This is a genomic window from Leptospira fletcheri, from assembly GCF_004769195.1.
Lineage (GTDB): Bacteria > Spirochaetota > Leptospiria > Leptospirales > Leptospiraceae > Leptospira_B > Leptospira_B fletcheri.
The window spans coordinates 40,481-64,083 of sequence record NZ_RQET01000014.1 but is presented as its reverse complement, the minus strand read 5'-3'; the positions used below and the strand labels follow the sequence as shown (position 1 = coordinate 64,083).

At 47.8% G+C, this 23,603-nt stretch carries 21 protein-coding genes; 15 read left to right on the top strand and 6 right to left on the bottom strand.

The window, feature by feature from the left end:
- Position 1 precedes the first annotated feature (1 nt).
- The 7 genes from EHO60_RS16410 to EHO60_RS16375 all read left to right on the top strand — a co-directional run bounded on the left by EHO60_RS16410 (position 2) and on the right by EHO60_RS16375 (position 8,799).
- On the top strand, positions 2–2,191 hold the full coding sequence (locus EHO60_RS16410; RefSeq protein ID WP_135769303.1) for an ATP-dependent helicase: 2,190 nt from the start codon (positions 2–4) through the stop codon (positions 2,189–2,191).
- Positions 2,192–2,252: 61 nt separating this feature from the next.
- Entirely contained in the window at positions 2,253–2,690 is a 438-nt protein-coding gene (locus EHO60_RS16405) for an LIC11625 family surface-exposed protein (protein WP_135769302.1), read from the top strand.
- Between the two features lie 10 nt (positions 2,691–2,700).
- Positions 2,701–3,570, top strand: coding sequence for a 3'(2'),5'-bisphosphate nucleotidase CysQ family protein (locus tag EHO60_RS16400; protein WP_135769301.1), 870 nt, complete (start codon positions 2,701–2,703; stop codon positions 3,568–3,570).
- A 24-nt stretch (positions 3,571–3,594) separates the two neighbouring features.
- The gene (locus tag EHO60_RS16395) at positions 3,595–4,782 is read left to right on the top strand and encodes a glycosyltransferase family 4 protein (protein WP_135769300.1); all 1,188 of its coding nucleotides are present in this window, start codon (positions 3,595–3,597) and stop codon (positions 4,780–4,782) included.
- A 528-nt stretch (positions 4,783–5,310) separates the two neighbouring features.
- Positions 5,311–5,817 carry a TlpA family protein disulfide reductase gene (locus tag EHO60_RS16385; protein ID WP_135769298.1) on the top strand — a complete coding sequence of 169 codons (507 nt, stop codon included), beginning with the start codon at positions 5,311–5,313 and terminating at the stop codon, positions 5,815–5,817.
- A 166-nt stretch (positions 5,818–5,983) separates the two neighbouring features.
- Entirely contained in the window at positions 5,984–8,023 is a 2,040-nt protein-coding gene (locus EHO60_RS16380) for an AMP-dependent synthetase/ligase (protein WP_135769297.1), read from the top strand.
- A 98-nt stretch (positions 8,024–8,121) separates the two neighbouring features.
- Positions 8,122–8,799 carry an LIC11631 family protein gene (locus tag EHO60_RS16375; RefSeq protein ID WP_135769296.1) on the top strand — a complete coding sequence of 226 codons (678 nt, stop codon included), beginning with the start codon at positions 8,122–8,124 and terminating at the stop codon, positions 8,797–8,799.
- Between the two features lie 22 nt (positions 8,800–8,821).
- Here EHO60_RS16375 and ptsP read toward each other — a convergent pair whose 3' ends face one another.
- The 3 genes from ptsP to EHO60_RS16360 form a co-directional block, all read right to left on the bottom strand.
- The gene (gene ptsP / locus EHO60_RS16370; RefSeq protein WP_135769295.1) at positions 8,822–10,561 is read right to left on the bottom strand and encodes a phosphoenolpyruvate--protein phosphotransferase; all 1,740 of its coding nucleotides are present in this window, start codon (positions 10,559–10,561) and stop codon (positions 8,822–8,824) included.
- 145 nt (positions 10,562–10,706) lie between these two features.
- Positions 10,707–11,612, bottom strand: coding sequence for a UDP-3-O-acyl-N-acetylglucosamine deacetylase (gene lpxC / locus EHO60_RS16365; protein ID WP_135769294.1), 906 nt, complete (start codon positions 11,610–11,612; stop codon positions 10,707–10,709).
- Positions 11,613–11,982: 370 nt separating this feature from the next.
- Complete coding sequence (locus EHO60_RS16360; RefSeq protein ID WP_135769293.1) at positions 11,983–12,642, bottom strand: SDR family oxidoreductase; 660 nt, start codon at positions 12,640–12,642, stop codon at positions 11,983–11,985.
- 106 nt (positions 12,643–12,748) lie between these two features.
- On the opposite strand from EHO60_RS16360, the gene EHO60_RS16355 reads away from it, so the two are divergent.
- From EHO60_RS16355 to EHO60_RS16345, 3 genes are read left to right on the top strand one after another with little or no spacing between them, the layout of a single operon-like run.
- A complete protein-coding gene (locus tag EHO60_RS16355) occupies positions 12,749–13,414 on the top strand; it encodes a TIGR00266 family protein (protein WP_135769292.1) in 666 nt (221 codons plus the stop codon).
- Between the two features lie 25 nt (positions 13,415–13,439).
- On the top strand, positions 13,440–14,111 hold the full coding sequence (locus EHO60_RS16350) for a TIGR00266 family protein (protein WP_135769291.1): 672 nt from the start codon (positions 13,440–13,442) through the stop codon (positions 14,109–14,111).
- Between the two features lie 14 nt (positions 14,112–14,125).
- Positions 14,126–14,815 carry a TIGR00266 family protein gene (locus tag EHO60_RS16345; RefSeq protein ID WP_135769290.1) on the top strand — a complete coding sequence of 230 codons (690 nt, stop codon included), beginning with the start codon at positions 14,126–14,128 and terminating at the stop codon, positions 14,813–14,815.
- A 2-nt stretch (positions 14,816–14,817) separates the two neighbouring features.
- Here the strand turns inward: EHO60_RS16345 and EHO60_RS16340 are convergent, their stop codons facing one another.
- Complete coding sequence (locus EHO60_RS16340) at positions 14,818–16,152, bottom strand: radical SAM protein (RefSeq protein ID WP_135769417.1); 1,335 nt, start codon at positions 16,150–16,152, stop codon at positions 14,818–14,820.
- Between the two features lie 94 nt (positions 16,153–16,246).
- Between EHO60_RS16340 and EHO60_RS16335 the strand changes: the two genes are divergently transcribed.
- From EHO60_RS16335 to ompL47, 3 genes are all read left to right on the top strand, one after another.
- Positions 16,247–17,443, top strand: a complete 1,197-nt coding sequence (locus EHO60_RS16335) for a PQQ-dependent sugar dehydrogenase (RefSeq protein ID WP_135769289.1) — start codon at positions 16,247–16,249, stop codon at positions 17,441–17,443.
- A gap of 101 nt (positions 17,444–17,544) precedes the next feature.
- Positions 17,545–18,720 (top strand): lipoprotein LipL45, encoded by a 1,176-nt coding sequence (locus EHO60_RS16330; protein WP_135769288.1) that lies wholly within the window; start codon positions 17,545–17,547, stop codon positions 18,718–18,720.
- Between the two features lie 273 nt (positions 18,721–18,993).
- Positions 18,994–20,058 carry a multi-beta-barrel domain surface protein OmpL47 gene (ompL47, locus tag EHO60_RS16325; RefSeq protein WP_135769287.1) on the top strand — a complete coding sequence of 355 codons (1,065 nt, stop codon included), beginning with the start codon at positions 18,994–18,996 and terminating at the stop codon, positions 20,056–20,058.
- 43 nt (positions 20,059–20,101) lie between these two features.
- Here the strand turns inward: ompL47 and EHO60_RS16320 are convergent, their stop codons facing one another.
- Positions 20,102–20,428, bottom strand: coding sequence for a hypothetical protein (locus tag EHO60_RS16320; RefSeq protein WP_135769286.1), 327 nt, complete (start codon positions 20,426–20,428; stop codon positions 20,102–20,104).
- Entirely contained in the window at positions 20,413–21,318 is a 906-nt protein-coding gene (gene lipA / locus EHO60_RS16315; protein ID WP_135769285.1) for a lipoyl synthase, read from the bottom strand. The genes EHO60_RS16320 and lipA overlap by 16 nt, the downstream gene beginning before the upstream one ends.
- Positions 21,319–21,438: 120 nt before the next feature.
- Between lipA and EHO60_RS16310 the strand changes: the two genes are divergently transcribed.
- On the top strand, positions 21,439–22,197 hold the full coding sequence (locus EHO60_RS16310) for a pseudouridine synthase (RefSeq protein WP_135769284.1): 759 nt from the start codon (positions 21,439–21,441) through the stop codon (positions 22,195–22,197).
- Positions 22,194–23,603 (top strand): MBOAT family O-acyltransferase, encoded by a 1,410-nt coding sequence (locus EHO60_RS16305; protein ID WP_135769283.1) that lies wholly within the window; start codon positions 22,194–22,196, stop codon positions 23,601–23,603. The genes EHO60_RS16310 and EHO60_RS16305 overlap by 4 nt, the downstream gene beginning before the upstream one ends.

The following is a 23,603-nucleotide window of genomic DNA, read 5'->3' as shown; positions in this document are numbered from 1 at the left end:
AATGGATCTGGATGGGTTAAACGAACCGCAGAGGTCGGCGGTGGAAAAGTTGGACGGTCCGGTCCTGATTCTCGCGGGAGCCGGCTCCGGCAAGACGAGAGTCATCACGCACCGGATCGCGAATCTAATTCTGAATCGCCGGACGGATTCCATTTGCGCCCTCACGTTTACGAATAAGGCCGCCGCCGAAATGTTGGAAAGGGTCCGTGCTCTGGTGCCGAACCTTTCTCCGAACGTGCAGGTCAAGACGTTCCATTCTCTTTGTTTGTTCATACTTCGTAGAGAGGCGGCGACCCTAGGAATCGACTCCGGATTTACCGTTTACGATACTACGTTACAGGAATCCTTATTGAAGCAGGTAGTCAAAGACCTACACGAGGATCCGAAACAATACAAACCTTCCACTCTTGTCGGAATTTTTTCCTCGATGAAGGATTCCATGACGGATGCAGACGAATACGTACGCAAAGAGGATTTTTCACATCGCTCTCAAGTGATTGTGAAAATCTATTCTGAGTACGAATCTAGGAAAAGAAAAAACCAAGCCTTCGATTTCGGAGATCTGATCCTACGAGTGGTCCGACTTTTCGAGGAGAATCCGACGGTTCTAACCAAATACCAGGAGCGTTGGAGATTCGTAATGGTGGACGAATACCAGGATACGAATAAGGTTCAGTATCGTCTGGTTCGTCTTCTCGCCGGAGAAAGAGGAAATCTTTGTGTGGTCGGGGACGACGATCAGTCCATTTATTCCTGGAGAGGGGCCGACATTACGAATATCTTGAACTTCGAAAAGGATTTTCCCGACGCATTCGTGGTAAAGTTGGAGGAAAATTACAGGTCGACGAGTAGAATCATCCGCGCTGCTTCGAAGGTGATCGCACATAATCCGGATAGAAAGGAAAAGGAATTATTCACGAATAATTCCGAAGGAGAACCGATCCGTCTTTCCGAATTCGAAAACGAAACCGAGGAGGCCTACGACGCGGTAAGGAAAATTCGGGCGGAGTCCGCAAGAGGAGCGGAATATAAGGAATTTGCGATATTTTATAGGACGAACGCTCAATCCAGGTATTTCGAGGAAGGCTTAAGGTCTGCGGGAATTCCGTACAAAATATTCGGAGGTTTCCGGTTTTTCGATAGGGCGGAAATCAAGGATATGGTGGCTTACTTAAGCGTGATCGCCAATCCTATGGACTCGATTTCCCTTTTACGGATCGTTAACAACCCTCCCCGAGGGATAGGTGAGGCGAGTCTGGAAAAGATGCGCGAGTTTTCCCTGGATCGCGGAATTTCTTTTTTGGAAGCCCTGGGGCACCACGACTTGCCGTTGAAAAAAGCGGCTTTTACCAAGGCAAAAGAGTTATATCACCTTTTTTCGGACCTGATCGAAATGAAGGAAAAGGGAGAGCCGCCTTCCAAAATCGCCTTGGAGGTGCTCGCACGATCCGGCTGGGCGGAACACATGGAAAGGAATTCTCAGGACGAGGAGTCCGTTTCCAGATTGGAAAACGTAAGAGAATTCGTGAATTCCATCGTGGAATACGAGGAGAGGGAGGATTCTCCCAGCTTGGAAGAATATTTGAATCAAATCAGCCTGCTTACTTCCGAGGAGGATTCGGCGCAGCTTACGGATTATGTGCATCTGATGACCGTTCATAACGCCAAAGGTTTGGAGTTTCCGGTCGTTTTTTTAACGGGTCTGGAAGAAGGGATTTTTCCGCACACCATGAGCTTGGAGGAACCCAAAGGAGAGCAGGAGGAAAGACGGCTTTTCTATGTGGCTTTGACTCGGGCCGGAAAAAAGCTGAACCTAAGTTATTGTAGATATTCCCGTAAATTCGGCCGCGTGGAACCCATGATTCCTTCTCGGTTCCTGTCCGAAATTCCGTCGGAATGTTTCGGGGTCGGATCGACGGTTTCCCAAAAAGGGGTTCGAAAGCCGGAAGGACCTCCTAGGGCCTCCGCGGGAACGGTTTCGGACTTCTCTTTTTCCGAGTTCGAACCTGCTGCGGAACCTCTCGGGGAGGAAGCGGAAATCCGGGAAGGAGATAGGATCCGCCATTCTCAGTTCGGCCCGGGGACGGTCTTGGGGGTTTCCGGGCATGGCAAGAATCGGAAAGTCAAAATCCGTTTCGGTTCTTTGGAAAAGAACTTTTTCCTTGCCTATACCCCCTTAGAGAAAATATAACGGAAGGAGAAGTTCCTACTGCGAAAAACCGATAATAATTCCGAGGAACACAGGAAAACCAATGAAACGGATTTTAGTAGCAACTCTGGCCTTGAGTCTGGCGACTCCGCTCCTTGCGGGAAAAGTCACCGGTCTTGTAGAAGAATTCAATAAGGTAGAAGAATTCAACAAAAACAGGAAGGTATCCGAAGCCACGAAAAAGGCAACCCTGGAAAAGAACCTCCTCTCCGCATTAAAATACAGTCTCCATAGAAAATATCTGGATTATAAGGAATATACGAAGGGGCTTACCGCCGATTCCATCCAATACGAACAGCAAAAAGGGACCTATTCGGTATACGTCAAATACAAGACGTACATCATATTTTATAGTTATTTAATGGATCCGGAATTGTATCTTCAAACCCCCTCGAACGAAGTCTTCTATATCAAACCGGACAATCTGGACGAAGAATCCCATAAGGAAGATAAACAACAACCCCAGACCCAAGGAAAATAATTCTAGACGAATGCTTTTTCCCGAAGAAGCCCGCACAGTTTCTAAATTCGTTTTGGAGGCTGCGGATGAAATCCTGAGGATTTATCGAAGCGAATTCGCGGTTCGCGAAAAAAAGAAAGGCGATCCCGTTACGGAAGCCGATCTCGCCGCGAATCGTATTTTGGTCCGAGGGATCCGGGAAAGTTTCGGAGACCCTGTGTTTTCCGAAGAAGACATCCTACCTTTCGATCAGAAATCCCACCGAAACGGAAGGGTCTGGATTCTGGATCCTATAGACGGGACGAGGGAATTCGTTGCAAAAAATCCGGAATTCGCGTTAAGTCTCGGTCTAGTGGAGAACGGGACTCCGATTTTCGGCATCATTATGAATCCTGCAACCGGAGAATTTTTCTGGGGAAGGGACGGGGTCGGTTCGAATCTCCAGATTCTACAACCTCCGTATTCGAAACTAGAGATCGATTGGAATTCCCCGCATTATTTTTTGGCGGAGAACGAAGGTTTGCGAGATTCCGACACTGCCCGTGAAGTATTAGTTTCCGTATCCGAAACTCGGGACGGATTGTTCCAAGATTTGGATTTCGGTCCTCAATACAAACGGAAAGCGACGGGCTCCATCGCGTACAAGCTCGCTCTCGTTGCCGTAGGAAAGGCGGCGATGACTCTTTCTCTTCGGCCCAAGAACGATTGGGATATCGCAGGGGGAATCGCGATCTTAAGAGCCTCGAAGGGTTTCGATTTGGAGATCAAAACGGGTGACCCCTTTCGTTTTCTGGATTCCGAGCTTAGCGTAGGTCTTCTCGCAGGGCGGGAGAATCGCGTGCTGGAATTTTGGGGAAAGAATAGCGAAAGACTTAGAAATTCCGTCCGAGAAAATTGGTAATCGTATTACGGAGATTCCATCTTTTTGGTTCCTAGAAAAAAAGTTACCACCTCTTTCCCGAACCAACACTTCGTCATAGGAGTGGACGCCCGTCCCCTTTCCACGCCGGTCTCCGGTGTCGGAAGATTGATCGCCTCCACTTTGAAAGGATTCGGAGGGGATCCGCGCTTTCGATTTCTTCTATTTTCGCATCGCCCCTTGCATCCGAGTCACGCACATCTCAAGGAATTGCCGAACGTACAGGAAGAGATCGGAAAAGGGTTCCTCGCCTCCAAGGGAGGACTTTATTTCAGTCTGGCTCTTCCTTTAGAATTACGGAAAAAGAATATTCATTTGTTCTGGGGAACCCAACAACTTCTTCCTCCGTTTTTTCCGAAAGAAATTCCGGCGGTCATCACTTGCGTGGACTTTGTGCTTCGGAAATTTCCCGAGACCATGCGTCCGATCGCAAGATTCCAACAATCCGTTTATATGCGTTGGAGCGCCGAGAGAGCGGATAAGATTCTGCCGATTTCCCGCGCGGTAGCGGAAGAAGCGAAATCGTATTATCATATTCCCGAAGAGAAGATTTCGGTCGTATATCCCGGATACGACCCGAAAGAAATCCGAATTTCGGTTGGGAAACCGCCGACGGAGAGAGTCGCCGGAATTCCCGCCGGATTTTTTCTTTCCGTCTCTACGGTGGAACCTAGAAAGAATTACGGATTCTTGCGAGAAGCCTATTTGAAATACAGACAAAAGGCGGGGAAAAAGGCTCTCCTCTGGATTCACGCGGGGAAGGCGGGTTGGGGAACGGAATCCCTGGTGGAAAACATGAGATCGGAAACCGCTATCGGTTCCATGCTCTGGATAGAATCTCCCACGGATGCGGAACTGCATTATCTCTATTCCAAAGCGGGTTTGTTTCTGTTCCCATCTCTATATGAAGGATTCGGAATTCCGCTAGTGGAAGCGCTGGCTCACGGAAGACAGTGCCTCGTTTCCGACTTGAACGTTTTTCGCGAGATCGGCGGGCGCTCCGTTCTGTACAAGAGTCTGGCGAATTCGGAAGATTGGGCAAAAGAAATGTCTCAGTATTCCTCCAAACCTTGGAAACTTCCCAAAGCGGATCTAAGAAAGTTCGAAATGAATACTTCCGCTGAATTGACTCGAAACGTCTTCTTGGATTTTTTGGAAAAAAGGGAAGAAACGAAACCTAACGCTTCCGGCTGAAAAAGGCTGAAATTTTATGTAAAAGGGATGTTTTCTTTCGGGACAAGGTTCCGGAAAAAACGATTCCTCGTTCCGATTTCCAGAGAACATGAAATCTACTTTTGTCCAAAGCTTGGAAGAAAATTTCCTCAAAAGGCTCCGGAAAGAACCGGAATAAGTCCTCCTTTCGTTCCCATTCGGTATCATTCCAGTCTTTTCTAATATAGGCTTTTTCGGGATGTTTCAGTTCTAGATGGAATCCTCGTTTGGCTGACCATTCCACCCTGGCCTCCGTGGAATTCGAGGTTTTCGAATCGAAAGCGGGGATGGCCGAAATGCCGGATCCGAAAAAGGATGGGCCTTTTAGATAATTCTCGAATTCGGAAAAGTCTAGAAAATAATTATAAATAGAAGAGGACACTTCGTTTCCGGATCTCGTCGTCCCATTCTAGAAGTGGGCTCCGGACTGGCAAGGAGGATCACTTCTAGAATCTCGAAGGTCCAGATTTGGCTTGCTCGGGACTTTTCGCCCGGTATTTTGGAAAGGAAATGGTATTTCGCCGCAAACTCGCGATCGGTTTTCTTCTGTTTTCTTTCCTCCAAATCGGTTCCTGTTCCCGGCCGAATGAGGCGCCTTTGTATCAGATTCGCTTAAACGACTGGGAAGGAAATCCTCATAGTTTTTCGGAATACCGCGGGCAAGTTTTGGTATTGGATTTCTGGGCGAGCTGGTGTGAACCTTGCAAAAAGGCCGTTCCGGTGGTGGAAGCCTTGAGAAAAGACCTTGCCGGAAAGAATGCGCAAGTGTTCGGGATCAATACGGAAAACGATCTTACCGTGCCTGAGATCAAAAAGGCTGCAAAGGATTTCGGAATGGATTATCCTAGCTTTTTGGATCCGGAATGGAAGTTGGTCCAGCTTCTAAAAATCGAAGGACAACCTGCTCTATTCGTTTTTAGCGCCTCGGGAAAACGTCTGCATTCCCAATACGGAATTTCCGAGAAGGACTTACCCGTTCTACAAGGGAGGATCAGAAATTGGCTGGAAGCGCCGTAAAACGGTTGATTGTGGCTAACGGGCTTATGAAATAACTTCCGTTTCAGGTTCCGGAACCCCAAAAAAAGGATTTATCTCTCAGGTTCTACTTTTAACCTGGGGGGGCATGCCGGGTTCCCCGGGACGCATAGAATAACCCCTTAGTAAATCAGGAGATTTATGATTCATGGCTGAGAATCTCGCCCAATTGTTCCGTGAGGCTGCGGAAAAATACAAAGACCAACCCGCTTTTTACTCCAAGGACGCCCAGAAAAACTATCATCCGGTCACCTACGGTCAGTTGTACGATTATGGTTTGAATTTGGCGGAAGCACTTATCGATTTAGGAATCAAATCAAGGGAGCATGTGGGTCTTTTGGCCGATAATCGCTTGGAGTGGATTATCGCCGACTACGGGATCATTATGTCGGGTGCCGCGGACGTCCCTCGCGGAACGGATATTACGGATTCGGAAATCGTTTATATCATCAGCCATTCCGAGTCGGAAGTAGTCTTTATCGAAAACGACAAGATGCTGGAAAAGTTCAATCGGAACAAATCCCAGCTTTCGAAAGTAAAGACAATCATTATGATGGATCGGGAATCTACCGCTCCCGGAATCCTGAAGCTGTATGATCTGATTGAAAAAGGAAAACAGCTTCGCGCAGGCGGTTCTCGGAAGGCGGAAGAGCGGGTTGCAGGAATTCAACCGAACGACCTATTCACCCTGATTTATACGTCCGGAACCACCGGGCTACCGAAAGGGGTTCAGTTGATGCATTCCAATATGATGCACCAGGTGCTGAACGTGACTCCGATGCTGAAGATCAATGCGGAAGCCAGACTTCTATCGATACTACCGGTATGGCACGTATTCGAAAGAGTGGTCGAATATGTTTGCATCAGCATAGGGGCGGCCACCTATTACACGAACGTAAGGGACTTGAGACAGGATTTGGCTACGGTAAAACCTACGTTCATGGGATCGGCTCCCCGCCTCTGGGAGAACATTTACAACGGAATTTATACGAGGATCAACGATCCCGGACAGACCCCTGCATTGCGGAGAGGGTTGTTCAAAATCGCATATTTCTTTTCCGACAAAAAGAATGCGGCAGCACGTTTTCTTTCCGGCAACGAAGTGGATTATCATGGGCGGAGCTCGATCATATCCGTATTTTACGGAATACTAATGGTTATACAGTTCCTTTTGACCGGGCCGTATACTCTGACCGTGTTGACCGCGATCGCGGCATACGCGTTGGCGCCCACAGAATTGTCTTTCTTAAGTTTGCCACTCTATGCGGTTTCGGCATTGGCACTGTTCCTGAACAGCGCCACCTTGGACAAGGTGGTTCTGTCCAAGATTCGAACCGCTACCGGCGGAAAACTCAAAGCGTCCATTTCCGGCGGAGGCGCTCTTCCTAGACACGTGGACGAGTTCTTCAATAATATCGGGATCAAGGTGCTGGAAGGATACGGTATGACGGAAACCTCGCCGGTATTGTCGGTTCGGACCTTCCAAAAATTGATTATCGGTTCCGTCGGATCTATCGTGCCGAAGACGAATCTGCAAATCCGGAACGACAACAACGAAGTACTGACCGAAGTGGACGAGAACGGACACATCACGAAAGGGATGTTGGGCCGGAAAGGGGTCGTTTTCGTAAAAGGACCCCAGGTCATGAAAGGGTATTTCAAAAACGAAGAAGCGACTGCCAAGGCGTTGGTCGACGGTTGGATGAATACCGGCGATATGGGCATGATCAATTTCAAGAAGACCCTGACCTTGACCGGCCGCGCGAAGGACACCGTCGTTCTTATGGGTGGAGAAAATGTGGAGCCCGTTCCGATCGAAAATAAGCTCCAGGAATCTCCCTATATCAGCCAGTGTATGGTGATCGGTCAGGACCAGAAAAATTTGGGAGCCATCATCGTCCCGGACTTCGAAAAATTAGGAGAGTGGGCCAAAGAGAACGGCGTAGAGTTTTCGGATAAGGAGAAATTCATCGAAAATCCGAAAGTAACGGATTTCTTCCGTAAGGAGATCAAAAACCTGAACAACGCAAAGAACGGTTTTAAATCCTTCGAGCAGGTTACCCCTTTCTTTCTGATCACAAAACCGTTCGAAGTCGGCGACGAGTTGAACAATATGTTGAAGATGAAGCGACATGTGATCGCGGAAAAATACGCCGATAAGATCAAAAAGGTATATACGGACAAATAGTCCTCTCTCCTTTACGTTTCAGAAAAGATCGAAAGCCCGCGTAGACTCGCGGGCTTTTTTTTACCGTCAACTCGGCAAAACGTACCGATAGGTTTGGTATGAGTCACGCACTTACGCGTTCTGCGGTATTCGAGCCCTATGGGCATTCCGATGTCTATGCTCTAGACAACCTGTATTTCTCGGCTTTCAAGCATCCGGAAGTCTGGGATTTCTCCCGCATACGGGAACTCTCCGTTTTGAATTTGGCATTTTTGGCGGCTCGGGGGGAACTCGCAGCCTCATTAGGCAAAGAGATCCGAGTGCAAGGACTTACCTCCGGATTTAAAAAGGGGTTTTGCAGAATCGAAGGGAAGGAGGAACTCTCTGGAATCGATTTCGACATTTTTCTTCCGACGATTTTGGGAGGAACTCCGTCTCTCGTCTTTTCGAGGATCGAGGGGCCTGCGGATTCCGTTTCGATCTTTCCGGGCATGGCGGGAAAAGGCTTTCAGTTGATCGGGAATTGGAAGGAACGGAATTATAGAATTCTGTTTCTCACCGGAGAGGAGATGGAAAGGGATTTGCCGGGATTACTCGAGTGGGTCAATGAAATCTCTTCCGCTTCCGACCTACGAGGCAGCTTTTATTGCCGTACGGAAAAACAATCCTATCTCCAGTTTTTAAAGGGAAAGGAAGAGGTTTGCGCCATTTTTTTGCAGGAAAAGGAAAGAAGCCATTTTCCTTTTCTGTTCCTTGCTATGGAATACATTCAAGAAACGGAAAAAAAGACGAACTAGAGCGAAAAGAACTGGTTTCGATCTATTCTAGATGCTTGCTAAATAAGAAGGCTTCGATCGCTTCGTAGTCCTCCAATTCGGATAATTCCAAAACCTTCCTGAGTAAAAAGTCCGCCTGTTTGAGACTAACGGAGGCCAGAATATTCCGGATAGCTCCGACGAAGGGAAGAGAGACGGACATCTCCCGAAATCCCAATCCGATCAATAAAATCGTAAAATTGGTATCCGAAGCGATTTCGCCGCAGATGCTCAAGGGTTTTTCGTATTTCCAGGCCGTGCTTATGATTTGATGCAAAGCGCGTAAGAAGGAGATATGAAACGGATTGTAAAGGCCGGACACGTTCACGTTATTTCGGTCGACGGCCATCAGATACTGGAGCAAATCGTTCGTTCCGACGGAAAAAAAATCCACCTCCTTGGCGAGAACATCCATAGAGGCCACGGCGGAAGGAGTTTCCACCATGATTCCGATTTTGATTTTCCGATTGAACTTCTCCTTTTTAGCGTTTAATTCCCTTTTGCATTCCTCCAGCAATTCCTTCGTTTTTTTGATTTCCGACAGGTTGGTAACCATCGGAAGTAGAATGCTCAGGTTCCCGAAAGAAGACGCCCTTAAAATCGCGGTGAGTTGTTCCTTAAACCAATCCGGGTTCTGCAGACTGTACCGGATTCCGCGGTTTCCTAAAAACGGGTTTTCCTCGATTTCTCCCGTAGAGAATTTATCCGCGCCTATGTCGAAAGTACGGATGTATACGGGGTTCGGATCCAAGCCTTCGGTAATCCGTTTGTAGGCTTGGAACTGTTCCTCTCCGGATACGTTGCTGTCCTGGTATTTTAGGAACAAGGACTCGGATCGGAACAGTCCGACTCCATCCACTTCCATTTTTCTCGCCTGTTCCCAGTCTGCATCCGATTCCAGATTGCATTTTAGGCGGATCCTGACTCCGTCCTTGGTGATCGATTTTCTTTTCTTTTGGGATTTGTCCTCCGATTGGATGGGGGACGAGGCTCCGTAATACTTCACTTCTTCTATCGTAGGAGAACGGACCATAAGACCGTTTTCTCCGTCCAGAAAGACGTACTCGTTATCCTTTACGCTTCCATAAAATTGTTTTAGCCCGACGATGGTGGGAATCCCGTAATTGCGGGCCAGGATAGCCATGTGTCCCGTTTTTCCGCCGAGATCCGTGGCGATCCCTCGTATCCTGGCCTTATTCATAAGAATCATTTGGGAAGGAGTGAGTTCTCTCGCCACCAGGATCACGTCTTCCGAAAGGTCCGCGAGGAAGGAAACCTCCTCTTTTTTATCCAATAGGTTTTCCAGAATGCGGTTCGAAATATCCTTTAAATGGTCGACTCTTTCCCGAAAAAAAGGATTCTCCATTCTACTGAATTTTTCGGACCATTCTCGCAGGGAATTTTCCACTGCAAGGAAGGCGTTTTCGCTGTGGTTTTGAATTCGGTCCCGAAAGGAATTCGACAGGGTCGGATCGTCCATCAGGACCACCTGAGTTTCCAGGATCTCCTTGAATTCCTTGTCTTCCGATTTTTCCCGAAGTTTATTTACGATTTCTTTAAGTTCTTTTCGGGAAGTAGAAACTGCTCTTTCTAGACGGGACAGTTCCTTTTCCACTTCGGATTCGTGAACGTAAGCGCCGTGCGCGAGATGTCTTTTTTTTGTTCCGATCTTGACGCATCGACCGTAAAAGCGCCCCGGAAAGGCGATGATACCTGGATAAGTCGTTCGTCTACTGCCGTTCATAGGGGAAAATTTCCGCGAAGGTTAGGAATACCCACGCTTTCCGGATCCGACAAGCTTTTTTAACGGGAACAAACCGACCGCAGACGGATCCCTTCAAACTCGGAGAAAGGGTTCCTGCGATCGGTGCCCGATCGGGAAAATGAGATTAAACCGCTGCGGCTTTTCTCTTGAAGAGGGGAATGCGACGGCTTTTGTATTTACCCAGTTCGTTTCCTGTTTCGGAACTCATGACCAGCTTGGCCATGGAAACATCCAGGGCATGGCCTGCCTTGGACGCCAAATAGTGCCCGATAATCGGTCTCCCAGCGATGGACAAATCTCCGACCAAATCTAGAATCTTATGCCGAACGCATTCGTTTTCGTATCTGAGAGATTCGTTGAGATACCCGTCTTGGGTCAGGACGATCGCGTTGTCCAGAGAACCACCCATCGCCAATCCTTTTGCTTGCAAGGCCTCTACGTCCTTCAAAAAACCGAAGGTCCGAGCGGGCAGGATTTCCTTCTTGAGTATCTCCCGGTCCAGCCGAATCGTTATGTTTTGTCCTTTAAGAAGCGGGTGGGGGAAATCTATCGTGTAGGTAACTTTCCATTCGTCGCTGGGAAGGATGACTAGGTACTTGTCCCCGTCCACGACCCACATGGGGTTTTTCACATAGATCGGTTCCTGGGTTTCTTCGAATTCCGTATATCCGGCTGCTTCGAAAGCCTCCAAAAACGGAAGGGAAGAACCGTCCATGATCGGTACTTCCACGGAGTCGATTTCCAGAATCATATCTGTGATTCCTAAGGAAAAGACTGCCGCCATCAGATGTTCCACCGTCTGGACCCGGTACTGTCCGTCCCCTAGGGTGGTGGCATTACTCGTGTCGACTACGTTACTGAGCTCTACGGGAATCGATGCCTTATCTTCCCCTTTTCTGTATTCGAAAATAATTCCCGTTCCAACCGGGGCAGGGTGGGCGATGAGATTCACTTCTTTTCCGGAGTGTAGCCCGATCCCTTTCATTCTAACTGTTTCTTTAAGAGTTTTTCTATGTTCCGTGAAATTCATCGGTTCCTATCCAAGAGAGTCACTTCGCTTCCTTGCACTCAGATTGTTTTCCGGGCTTTTCTCCGAGTTGGAAAAATAGCCCTTTCGTATTATAAAAGCAACTTCCATGCCAATGCGATTTAAAAACGGCTTCCTGAAAGAGACTATAACCAAGGTTTAAGTATAAAGGAGACATAATTCGCAAGAAATTTCCGCTGCTCTGTCTCTTTTCTGCAACAGTGTTGTTTTAGAGAGACAGAATTCAGGATTCGGAATTTTCCCTGCGTTTTAGGGTTTCTAATCCCACTTTTCGAAGCCAAGGCATTCTGGAATCTTATTTTTGATACTTGGTCGGGCGAAAAAGCATAAGAAATTCGTTCTTTTCCGGGCTTTACCAGGGGATTTCTTCTCCCGTTTGGTGTAAGAATTTGCCGCTGCTAAAAAGGGTGCAGTTCTCGATCTGTCGGAATAAACCTTCTGCGGCTTCTCTGGGAGGGATTCCCCGATTTCCGGTCATTCCGGTTGCCACCATCCCGGGATGGAGAATGGCTACGGAGATGTTTCTGGCCTTCAGGTCTCTCGCCAAGGAGACAGCTCCGGCGTTTAGTGCGGCTTTGGACATTCTATAGCCGTAATATCCGCCGGAAGAATTGTCGCCTATCGAACCCATTCTGCTCGTAATAAAAGCGATCTTTCCTCCGTCCTGGATCTTGCTTAAAAGGGTATGGGTGAGTCGGATCGGGGCCAGGGCATTGATTAAGAATTGGGTTTCCAATTCCTGAAAATCGACGCTTTCCAGATTGTCCGGAATTAAAATGCCCGCGTTATTGATCAGAAGGTCCAGAGAAGAACCGGAGATTTCGTTCGCTAAGGAATCGAAGCTCCTTGCATCCCCTAGATCCAACCCTTCGAAAATTCGAACCTTCAATCGACGTAAGGGTTCCGACGCTTTTCTACAGGCTGCGAGAACTTCGGTACCGTTCTCGGAGTAAACTCTAGCGAGCTCAAATCCGATTCCTCGGTTGGCTCCGGTGATTAAGGCACGTTTCATACAAAGAAAATCCGGTTTTTTTAGGCTGAATTGTATTGGTCAATAATAGGCTGGAAGGTCGGAATCCGGTTGACGAGTCAGGAAATTAATTTCTAATTACCGCGATATGCAGTACCAGATTAGCCACAAACCGTCCTTCTCCCTATTGAAATTGAGACTTGGGCCGGGTCAATCCATTAAATCGGAAGCGGGCGCCATGGTTTATATGAGCTCCGGCATGGGAATCGAAACCAAGATGGGGAGCGGTTTCTTATCCGCTTTGTCCAGAAAATTCCTAGGTGGAGAATCCTTCTTTTTTAATACGTATACGGCTCCTTCAAAAGGCGGAGAAATCGGACTGGCTCCGGAATTACCGGGAGACATCATAGAGATAGACCTAAGCGGAAAAAGCATTTTCGTAGAAGCGGGAGCTTATCTCGCTTCCGATGAAGGAATTCAGGTAGTATCCAAATTCGGAGGCCTTCGTTCCCTTTTCGGCGGTGAAGGGCTTTTCTTACTGGAATTGTCCGGGAGCGGTAAGGCGTTTTTAAGCGCTTACGGTTCCATTTTTCCGATCTCTGTGGACGGGGCTTATACGGTGGATACGGGGCATATCGTGGCCTTTGATCGCTCTCTTCAATTTACCGTAGGAAAGGCAGGTGGAAGTTGGAAGTCCACATTCTTTAGCGGAGAAGGTTTGGTCGCAAATTTTTCGGGAACGGGAACGATTTGGATCCAGAGTCGAGTGCCTTCCGGCTTCATCGGCTGGTTGACCCGTCTTCTTCCCGTATGACCCAATCCATTGACAAGGTAGCATTATGAATATCGATATCTTATACAAACCATCCTACAGCGTGGCAAAAATCAATTTGGATTCCGGCGAATCCATTAAGGCGGAAGCCGGTGCGATGATGAGCATGAGTTCCCACTTGGGAATAGAGACCCACAAGGCCCAGAAAGGAGGATTTATGAAATCCTTAAAGGCGGCTTTTTTAGGGGGGGAATCCTTTTGGATGAATACGTTTTCGGCGGCTCAACCGGGGGAATTGCTGTTGGCGCCCACTCTTCCGGGGGATATCGAAAAATTGGATTTGAACGGGACCATATACGTGCAGTCCAGTTCCTTTTTGGCTTCTTCGCCTTCCATCGAAATGGATACGAAGTTCCAAGGAATGAAAGGGTTTTTTAGCGGAGAATCCCTGTTTTTCCTGAAACTTTCCGGAGCCGGAGCCTTGTTGATCGCCAGTTACGGAGGAATCGAGGCCCTATATGTGGACGGAGAGTTTATCGTAGATACGGGGCACATCGTCGCCTTCCAGGAAGGTTTAGATTACAAAATTACGAAATTCGGCGGCTGGAAATCCTTCTTTTTCGGTGGGGAAGGACTTGTGGCGAAATTCAGCGGAAAAGGAAGACTCTGGATCCAAACCAGAAATGTACCTACCCTCGGGGCTTGGTTCCGGTCGGAACTTCCCCCTAAGAAAAGATAAGGACGGACTCTCAGATGAAATTCGAAATATTAGCAAAACCAGATTTTCCCGTGTTGAAGGTTTCCTTGGAAAACGGAGAATCCATACGCGCGGAATCGGGTGCCATGGTTGCAATGGCGCCTAACGTTAAAATGGAAACGAAGGCGGAGGGCGGAATATTCGCTTCGGCAAAAAGGGCATTACTCAGCGGGGAATCCTTTTTCCAAAATACCTTTTCCGCGGAAGGAAAGGGCGGAGATCTGTACCTTACCTCCGAAACTCAAGGGGATTTGGAACATCGTTCCCTAAACAACGAAGACTTGATATTAAGCAGAGGGGCGTACGTCGCGGGTTCGACCGGGTTGGTGATAGACAGCAAATGGGGAGGATTCAAAGGATTCTTTTCCGGAGAAGGTCTGTTCTTCTTAAAAGTAAGCGGAACCGGAGATCTATTTTTTTCCAGCTTCGGAGCCATTCATACAGTCGATGTGGACGGGACTTATATCGTGGATACCGGCCACATCGTGGGCTTCGAGACCACTTTGGATTACCATATAGACAGGATCGGAGGATTGAAATCGTTGTTTCTGTCCGGCGAAGGGTTAGTCGCTAAATTTTCCGGCAAAGGGAAACTCTATGTGCAATCTCGAAACCAAAATTCCTTCGCCGCTTGGGCGGACGGATGGCGACGAGTGGAGAAATCCTCTTCGTCCGGAGGGGATTGAAATCAACTTCTCCCTGGATATCCGATCACGTCCATGAAGGCGGACACGGAAAAAACCGCCTTGCCTGGACCCGGGTCTCCGTAGCCTGGAGGTACAGGTAAGTTATATTTTTCGAATGTAGATTTCCAAACGGTCAATAATTCGCAGAAATATTCCAACGGAGGTCCGGGTTGCGTACCCAATGTGGTGTATGGTTCGGGGCACCAGGCCGTAAAACGGGGCATGATTCCCTTGGACATGAAAAAGTCCAAGCCCTCACCGGTGGATTGGACTGCTTCTTTGACAGTGGAGAATCCCCAGGGTTGTGAGAGTTCCACCCCGCCTACGAAATTCGGAATCACATAGGAAGGACCGAAGATTTCCGCGGAGTCCACGATTCTGCGGATCCATGTATCTCGTCCGATGTACGACTCCTTGCCGGGACAGATCTTTTTGAAGAGTTCTTTGTCCCAGACCTCGTAGTTCGGATGATAAACTCGGATCCCCGCGTCCTTGAATTTTTTACAGTCTTCCTTTTCCCAAGCTTGGGATACGATTTTTCCCATCCATCTACCGGGGAACTTGTCCTCTATGGCCTTGGCGTATTCCAGATAGAAATCGATTTCGTTCTTTTTCTTTAAAGATGTGATGACGGAACCGCCGGTAATCGTATAAACCTTGGCAATCCGATCTTCCGCGTCGATCCAGGACAATACTTCCAAAAGATCTTCCACATCCTTAACTCCGGTGTACGGACGGCCTGCATTTTTCTGCTGTCTGTAATTGTGATTGATATCGCAATACGCGCACTCTTCGTCTTTTCCGAAGTACTGGCAATTTCGGAATACCGTCAAATAGATCAGATACCCCCATTCTATCACCGGAGCGATTTCGCCCGGAAACTTTCCCGATTTCGTTTTGTGTCTGTACCAAGCCGGCTTGGGAGGATATTCCAACTGTCCTAAAAAAGTATCGTTTAAATAGAGTCCCGGTCCCCCTTCTCCCGTTTGTCCCGGAGGAATGCGTCGGACCTTGTAAGGAGACTCGGGGTTGTTTCGAGTGGAAACGACCGTGGGCAGAAGATGAAAATAACCCCCGGTAATCTTGATCTCTTCGGGAGCTTTGGAATCGGCGCCTTCCTTGAGGTCGGCTAGAGGAATATGATCGAAAGAAAAGATGAAATAATCCTTGGTCTTGTAGTCTCCCTCCACCAAAAAGGATTCCGGTAAAAAATGGATCCCTTGTCTGAGGATGTCCTGTTTTACGATCGCTTCCAAGGGGATCGTACGGTATTTCCTCTCCATTTCCTCTAAAAGAGCTACGGAAGATTCGGGACGCAAGGTACTACTGGCATTCATCTTAACGACAGACTGTTTTTCCGTTAGGTTTTGGCATCTCGTTTTTCCGTTTTTTTCGCGTTGACCCACACCCTTTTCGGGCCAATCTTTCCGAATGATTTTGCGGAATACCGGTATTTTGGTTCTCCGTTTGCTTCTTCTCGGAATGATCTGCATGTACGTTTCAGACATCGGCGCGGAAAAACGAAAGATCCGTACTGCGGGCGCCAAGCCGAACTGGTCGGATATTTCTTGGATCCAAGTCGCCTCCGGATTCAAGGAACCCACGGATTTACAATTTCTTCCCGGCTCAGACTCCAAGTTGGTTGTACTGGAAAAAAAGGGGAGGATCTGGCTCTTCGATCTAAAAACGAAAGAAAAGACTTTGGTTGCGGACTTCGTGGGGAATGTGGAAACGAGATCCGAAGAGGGTTTGCTCGGACTGGCCTTTTCTCCCGATTTCGCCCGAAATCGGTCCTTCTATGCCAACGTAGTCTCCAAGGAAGCGGGGAAGGACCAAACCTTGATTCTAGAATTCGAATGGAAGAACGAACGAATCCTGACTTGGAAGGATCGAAAACGGGTTTTACTCAGAGTCGATCAACCTTATTCCAACCACAATGCGGGACAGTTAGCGTTCGGGCCTGACGGAAAATTGTACATAGGTTTCGGAGACGGCGGAGCGGCAAACGATCCATTATTGCAGGGACAAAATCCGTCTACGTTTTTGGGAAGTCTCATCCGGATCGAACCGAATTCGGAAAGCTCAGGGCCGCCTTACAGAATTCCGAAAGACAATCCTTATCTGAATAAGCCCGGCTTTCTTCCCGAGGTTTGGGCGTACGGACTTCGAAACCCTTGGAGGTTCTCTTTCGATCGTAAAACGGGAGAATTGTATCTCGCAGATGTGGGACAAAATGAATTCGAAGAAATCGACCTGATCGTAAAAGGAGGCAACTACGGATGGAACATCAAAGAAGGTTTCCATTGTTTTCGGAACAACCAGGATTGCCAAAAGCCCGGAATCTTGGATCCGATCTATGAATACGATCACAAGACCGGTCAGTCTATCACAGGCGGCTATGTGTACAGAGGGGAGCAACTTCCGATTTTAGAAGGGAAATATATTTTCGCAGATTTCGTTTCCGGCAAAATTTGGGCTCTGCAAAAGAATCCGGAAGGAAAAACGAACGTTCGAGAAATCGCAAGTCTCGGAATGTCGATCAGCACATTCGGCCAAGACGCATCGGGCGAGATGTATTTTGCCGATTTTAGCGTAGGAAATATTTATCAATTGGTAAAAAAAAATTGAAATAAATTGAAAAACAGAATTTTTTGAATGTTAAACCATATAGGTCGGGCCGCTCCACCGCAGGTCCGGTAAATCTCGATCAAGAAGGATAGGATAGGGGTATGAAAAATTATATTTCCGTTGCATCGGCCGTCCTAGCGATCGGTCTGTTAGCATCCGGAGCTTGCAAAAAGCCTGCAGAAAAAGCAGAAACCGCGAGCGCAAAACAGAGCGAGCCCACGGCAGTCATCGTTTTCAGTATTGGAGAATCCAAAATCCAACATGCTGACCTGACGGAAGAGAAGGCAGGATTAGGAGCCTCTTTGAAATCAGGAGACAAGCTTGTTACCAAAGCAAAAGCGAAAGTGGATATCCAGTTCGCAGACGGATCCGCGATTCGGATTTCCGAAAACTCGCAACTCGAGTTCGCGACTCTCGCTTTAAATGCGAAAGGCAATACGGATACCCGCTTGGCCCTCGTTTCGGGAAAAGTGTTTGCAAAAGTCAACAAGGCTAGCAAGGACGATCAGTTCTCCGTAATCACTCCGACCGCGATCGCAGGCGTGCGTGGAACTTCTTTCTTGGTGGATCGCACCAAACCGGATAAATCCGTAATTAAAGTATTGGAAGGATCCGTAGCGGTTTCTCCTCGCGTAAAAGCCTTGGAAGGTCTGAGCGACGAAGAAATCGACGCGAATGCCGGCTTAAAGAAAGTGAAGGAATCTTTGGAAAAGGCTGAAATCGTTCTCGAAAAGAATGAATCCTCCCTTGTAAAAGCATCCGATAAGGCGTTCGGTACCAACGATACCGCTAAAGTGGCGGCTCTGGACAAAGACATTCCGAAAGCGGTCACCAAATTGAATGGAGCAGGGATTTCCAAATCCGAAGAGCAAGAGATCAATACGATCGTAACCGTGGACAAAGGAACTGCGGATAAGATCGTAAAATTGAACGAGGAAAACGCTTCCGGAAAACTGGACGAGAAGAGCGCAGCGGTCAATGAAGCCGAGCGTAAGAAAGTAGAGGAAGAGCTGGCAAAACGCCAAGAAGAAGAACTCAAACGCTTCAAAAACGTATTGGTTTCCGCTCCGAAAGACCTCAAAACCAAACAAGACCTCGTCAACTACTATGAGAAGTTGGAAAAAATCGTAATGGCAGACGGTACTTCCTTTATCGGAGCAATCGTCGATCAGCAAGGAAGCACGATGATCGTTCATACCGAGCAAGGTATCAAACGGATCAATCAGGCTGATGTGCAAGAGGTCATTTACGACTTCCAAACTAAGACCAATCTCTAATCCGCAAGCCTAAAGAATTGGTGGAAAAATCCCGGTTGTCCGAAAGGGCATCCGGGTTTTTTCTTTTTTGCCCTTCTTAGCCGTTCGTCGGGGAAGGGTTTTCTATAGTAGGGTCGTAAAACGCCTTGTTTTTCGGAAATTTGTCGGAAATTCCCCAACTTTCTCGTCAAAAATGAAAAACGAAACCGCGCCTGCGAAAGCAGGAGGTGCGGGCGCGCATTCGCGTGTTCCGTTTTTTAAATCGATATTCAACGATCTTTTAAGGAGATTCGAATGAAGGGACTTTCCCAGATCCGACTCGTAATGGCTTGTTTCATCCTATGTTCTTCGACGCTTTTTGCTCAGGACTCGGACTCGGAGACGAAGCCTACGCCGAAATCCCAGACGCAACCTACGAGACAGAGCACAGGCTCCGGAAAAAATACCTCCGCCAATCCCGCGGGCAAAAAAACGGATTCCGAAGAAAAAACGGGAACTACGGCGGATCTATACGTAAATTCTAAAGTGGCCTTTGAGCTTACTTCCTCGGATGACGCTTCCAAAGTGGATTTTATGGAGTATAAAATCGGGGAAGAGGAATTCGTAACGTATACTTCCCCCATTTTCATCGCGAACGAAGGGATCGTAAAAGTCAGTTACCGGGCAGTGGATAAGGTAGGCAATAAGGAGAACCCGAAAACCCTAACCGTTTTGGTGGACAATACTCCTCCGAATCTCAAGATCAACCCGAGTCATCCCGTTTTTTCCTCACGGGACCAAAGTTACTCCTCGAAAGACGTTACCTATACGATCCTAGCCACGGACAATCTTGCCGGTATTAAGGAAGTGAAGTTTTCCGTAAACGGCGGAGAGTTCAAGACTTACGATAACCAACCGATCCGATTGGACAAATTGGGTGTGAATACCCTAAAGTATTTTGCGACGGATAAATCCAATAATACGTCCCAAGAAGGGATATTCGTCGTAACGACTGACTTTGAAAAACCCGTCGTATCTATCCAGCAAAACATTCCTTTGGTTTCCGTGGATTCCAAATTGTACACGAAAAAAGGAAATTCCTTTTTTCTAAAAGGAAACGACCAGTTTTCCGGGATCAAACAACTGATGGTGAAGGTGGACGGAGCCTCGGAATGGTCCGTTTATAAGGATCCGATTTCGGTGACTGCTCCCGGGCAACATACGATAGAAGCCAAATCAGTGGATAACGTAGGAAACGAAAGTGATCCGCAAAAATTGACCTTCACACTGGATCTCACTCCTCCCGAAACGAAAATCCGGCAGGTAGAGGTGAAATCGGACGCAACTTCTCCTTCTAGCGCTAAGCCGGCGGGAAAATAATTCATGATAGGATCGGATCTTGACGGAATCGAGGTCCGGCCCTTTACTTTCTAGATTCTAAGGTATCGTCCCAGAGACGCAGGATCGTATTTACCGTTTCTTCCGCATCTAGAACCAGGACTTTGTTGCGGTAAGCGACTAAAAGTTTCCCTTTTCCGAACTTTCGGATTTCGGCCCATTCCGCCCGGAATCCGCTGACCAAATTCAAAGATTCTACAAGTAAGGATTTGATCTCCGTCTTAGAGACCGGACCTTCTTTTTTAGAGAGAAAGGAAAGGAGAGAGTGAAATAAAATTTTAGAGATTTCCCCCGGATCGCAGGAGTCCTCTCGGCTAGACGGATGTTTCGATCCTCTTAGTTCCCGTTCCATGAGATCTGTTCGTCGGCGTGGTAGGAGCTTCTAACCAAAGGGCCAGAAAAGACGTTCCGAAATCCAAGGCCGAGCCCGTATTCTTTTAGTTCCCGAAAAACTTCCGGAGAAACATATTCTTTTACCGGATGGTGAGAAGGAGTCGGTTGAAGGTATTGTCCCAAGGTCACCATCTGGACGCCGGAATTCCGCAAATCCGTAAGAGCTTCCCGAATTTCTTCCTTCGATTCCCCCAACCCCAAGATCAGACCGCTCTTCGTCAAAAAGCCTCTATCGGAGGCATGTTTCAATACTTCCAGGGAGCGATCGTACCGTTTTGCGGGTGCGATCTCTGGAAATAATTTTTTTACAGTTTCTATATTATGGTTCAAAATGTCCGGTTTACAAGAATAGATGATTTCTAGATTTTCCGCCTTTGCTTTGAAATCCGGAACCAATAGCTCGATCTTACATTCCGGAAGCATTGCTCGGATCAGCTCCACCGTTCTCTTATAATGGTTCGCTCCTCCGTCGGGCAAATCGTCCCGGTTTACCGAAGTGATCACCACATGTCGTAAACCTAGAGCCGCCGCGGATTCCGCAACATGCAAAGGTTCCTCCGGATCCAAGGCGAAGGGCTTTCCGAAAGCGACGTCGCAATAGGCACACCTTCTCGTGCAAATATCTCCCCCGAGCATATATGTAGCGGTCTTTCTAGACCAACAATGGTTTAGGTTCGGGCAAGAGGCGCTTTCGCAGACAGTATGCAACCCTTTGGCATCCAAGGATTCCCGAACGAAACCTACGGGATTGTTTTTTTCCCGGAAAGGGAGCCTCACCTTCAACCAATCCGGTTTTTCTGGCGCCTGGAGATTGGACGCGGTTCTGGGTTTTTTCTTGAGAGGGTTCACTGCTTCTAGACTGACCCTGTCCTTTTCGCGGTCAAGTGTTTTGGGTAGCCGTAAAATCCATGTTTCCTATTCTGGAAGGAATTCGGATATTTTTTCTCCGGGAAAACAGGAAGGGACATTTTGACGGGAAAGCAGGGAAGAGGGGAGAAGGGTTTTTCCCCGCCTTCGGACGGGATTCGGATCAACCGTTTCCTGGCGGATTGCGGTTTCGGATCGCGGCGCAAGGTGGAAGAGCTAGTCCAATCCGGCAAAGTTTCCTTGAACGGTAAGACGGTACTGGATTTGAGTACTCGGATCCGTCCAGAAACCGACGAAGTGTTCGTGGGAGGAAAAAAGGCGATCCATAGAACCGGATCTGTTTTTCTTGCATTGAACAAGCCGCCCGGTTACCTTTGCTCTCACGGGGATCGATTCCACAATCATACGGTTTTCGAACTATTGCCCGCTAAATTCGGACATTTAGCGATTGCCGGCAGATTGGATTTGGATTCGAGGGGGCTATTGCTTCTTTCCGACGACGGGGAATTCGTTCAACGGATCAGTCATCCTTCCCGTTCCATGGAAAAGGAATACGAAGTAATCGTCAGCGAACCTGTTTCCGTATCCGAAACAATCCGAACGTTTCAAGAAGGAATCCATGACGAAGGAGAAATCCTAAAAGCGGAGTCGGTCGTACCCGCGGCCAAGGGATCGGAAGTCTTTCAATTCAGGATCGTATTGAAACAGGGTAGGAAAAGACAGATTCGCCGGATGTTTGCGGCTCTCGGTACGAGAGTGCAGGACCTCAAGAGAGTTCGCATCGGAAATCTAAGACTAAAAGACCTCGGGCTCCAAGAAGGGCAGTATGCAGAATTGGATCCCGATCATTGGAGACCATGAATTTTACTAGTTTAGAATTTTTATTCTTTTTCGGGGCGGTTTTTTTCATTTATTGGAATCTTCCCGATACTTGGAAACGTCATTTTCTGATTTTGGCTTCCTCCGTTTTTTACGGGTTTTCCTCTTGCCCTTTTTTAATCCACTTATGGATCGTCATCTCGATCAATTGGCTTCTACTTCGCTTCTTTCTACAAAAAAAATGGTACTTACCGGTTTCCATCGGGTTCAACGTACTCAACCTGGCCTTTTTTAAATATTTCTATTTTTTAACGGACCTGATCGGCATCGCATTCGGAATCCCCGAACTTCAGAATAAAACCGGTTTGGACGCTCTTTTTTCCAAGGCGCTCGGATGGGCAGGATTCGAAGTGGTTCTTCCCCTTACGATCAGTTATTATACCTTCCAATTGATCTCTTTGGCGGTGGATCGAAAGAAAGGAACCATAGAATCGGATGTTACGTTTTCCTCTTTGTTATCCTTCGTCCTACTCTTTCCAGTAATGATCGCGGGCCCCATACTCAGGTTCAACGACGTATCCTCGCAATTCTCCTCTCCTAAAATGTCTCGGGAAGACATGACCGACGGTCTTTGGTTGCTCCTATTCGGGGTTTTGAAAAAATCGGTGCTCTCCGTACTCATGACCGGGTCGATTTTCCCGGTATTCGGCGAGCCGGCGGTCTTTTCCGGCTGGGCTTTGCTACGTACGATCTACTTTTTCGCGATCTATCTATATCTGGACTTTTCCGGTCTTACGGACATCGCCAGGGGTTTAGGAAAGTTATTGGGATTACAGCTCCCCCAGAATTTCAAGGCGCCGTTTTTCATGAACGGGTTCGGAGATTTCTGGAGACGTTGGCACCTCACTTTTTCCTTTTGGATCCGCGATTATCTCTATATTCCGTTAGGAGGATCTAGGCAGGGGACGATCCGGACCTGTCTCAATTATTTGGTAGCGTTCGGAATTGGAGGGCTGTGGCACGGAGCCAATACGAATTATCTTCTTTGGGGTTTGTTTACCGGCGCCTATCTTTCCGCGGAGAGAGTGTTTAAGGATTTCGGAATCAAGCTGTTTCCCGAGATCCCGTATCTCAAGAGAGCCGTTACATATTTGTTCGTTCTCCACGTTTATTGTATTTCTTGGATTCTTTTTTTCACTCCGGACGTAAAGACTGCCTTTCATGCGGTTGCACGCATTTTTACTTGGGCATCCGGGCAGGATTTTCCGAATGCGGAGCCTTGCGTCTTCGCGCTATTCATAGCGATGCTGTTCCATTGTTCCGAAGAGTGGCCGGAAAAATTCCGCTTTTCGGAAAGGACTAAGTCGATTCTGCTTCCGATCGCTTGGATTCTCGTCTTGGCCGCACTACCGAACGGGAATGCGGACTTCTTTTACGGACAATTTTAA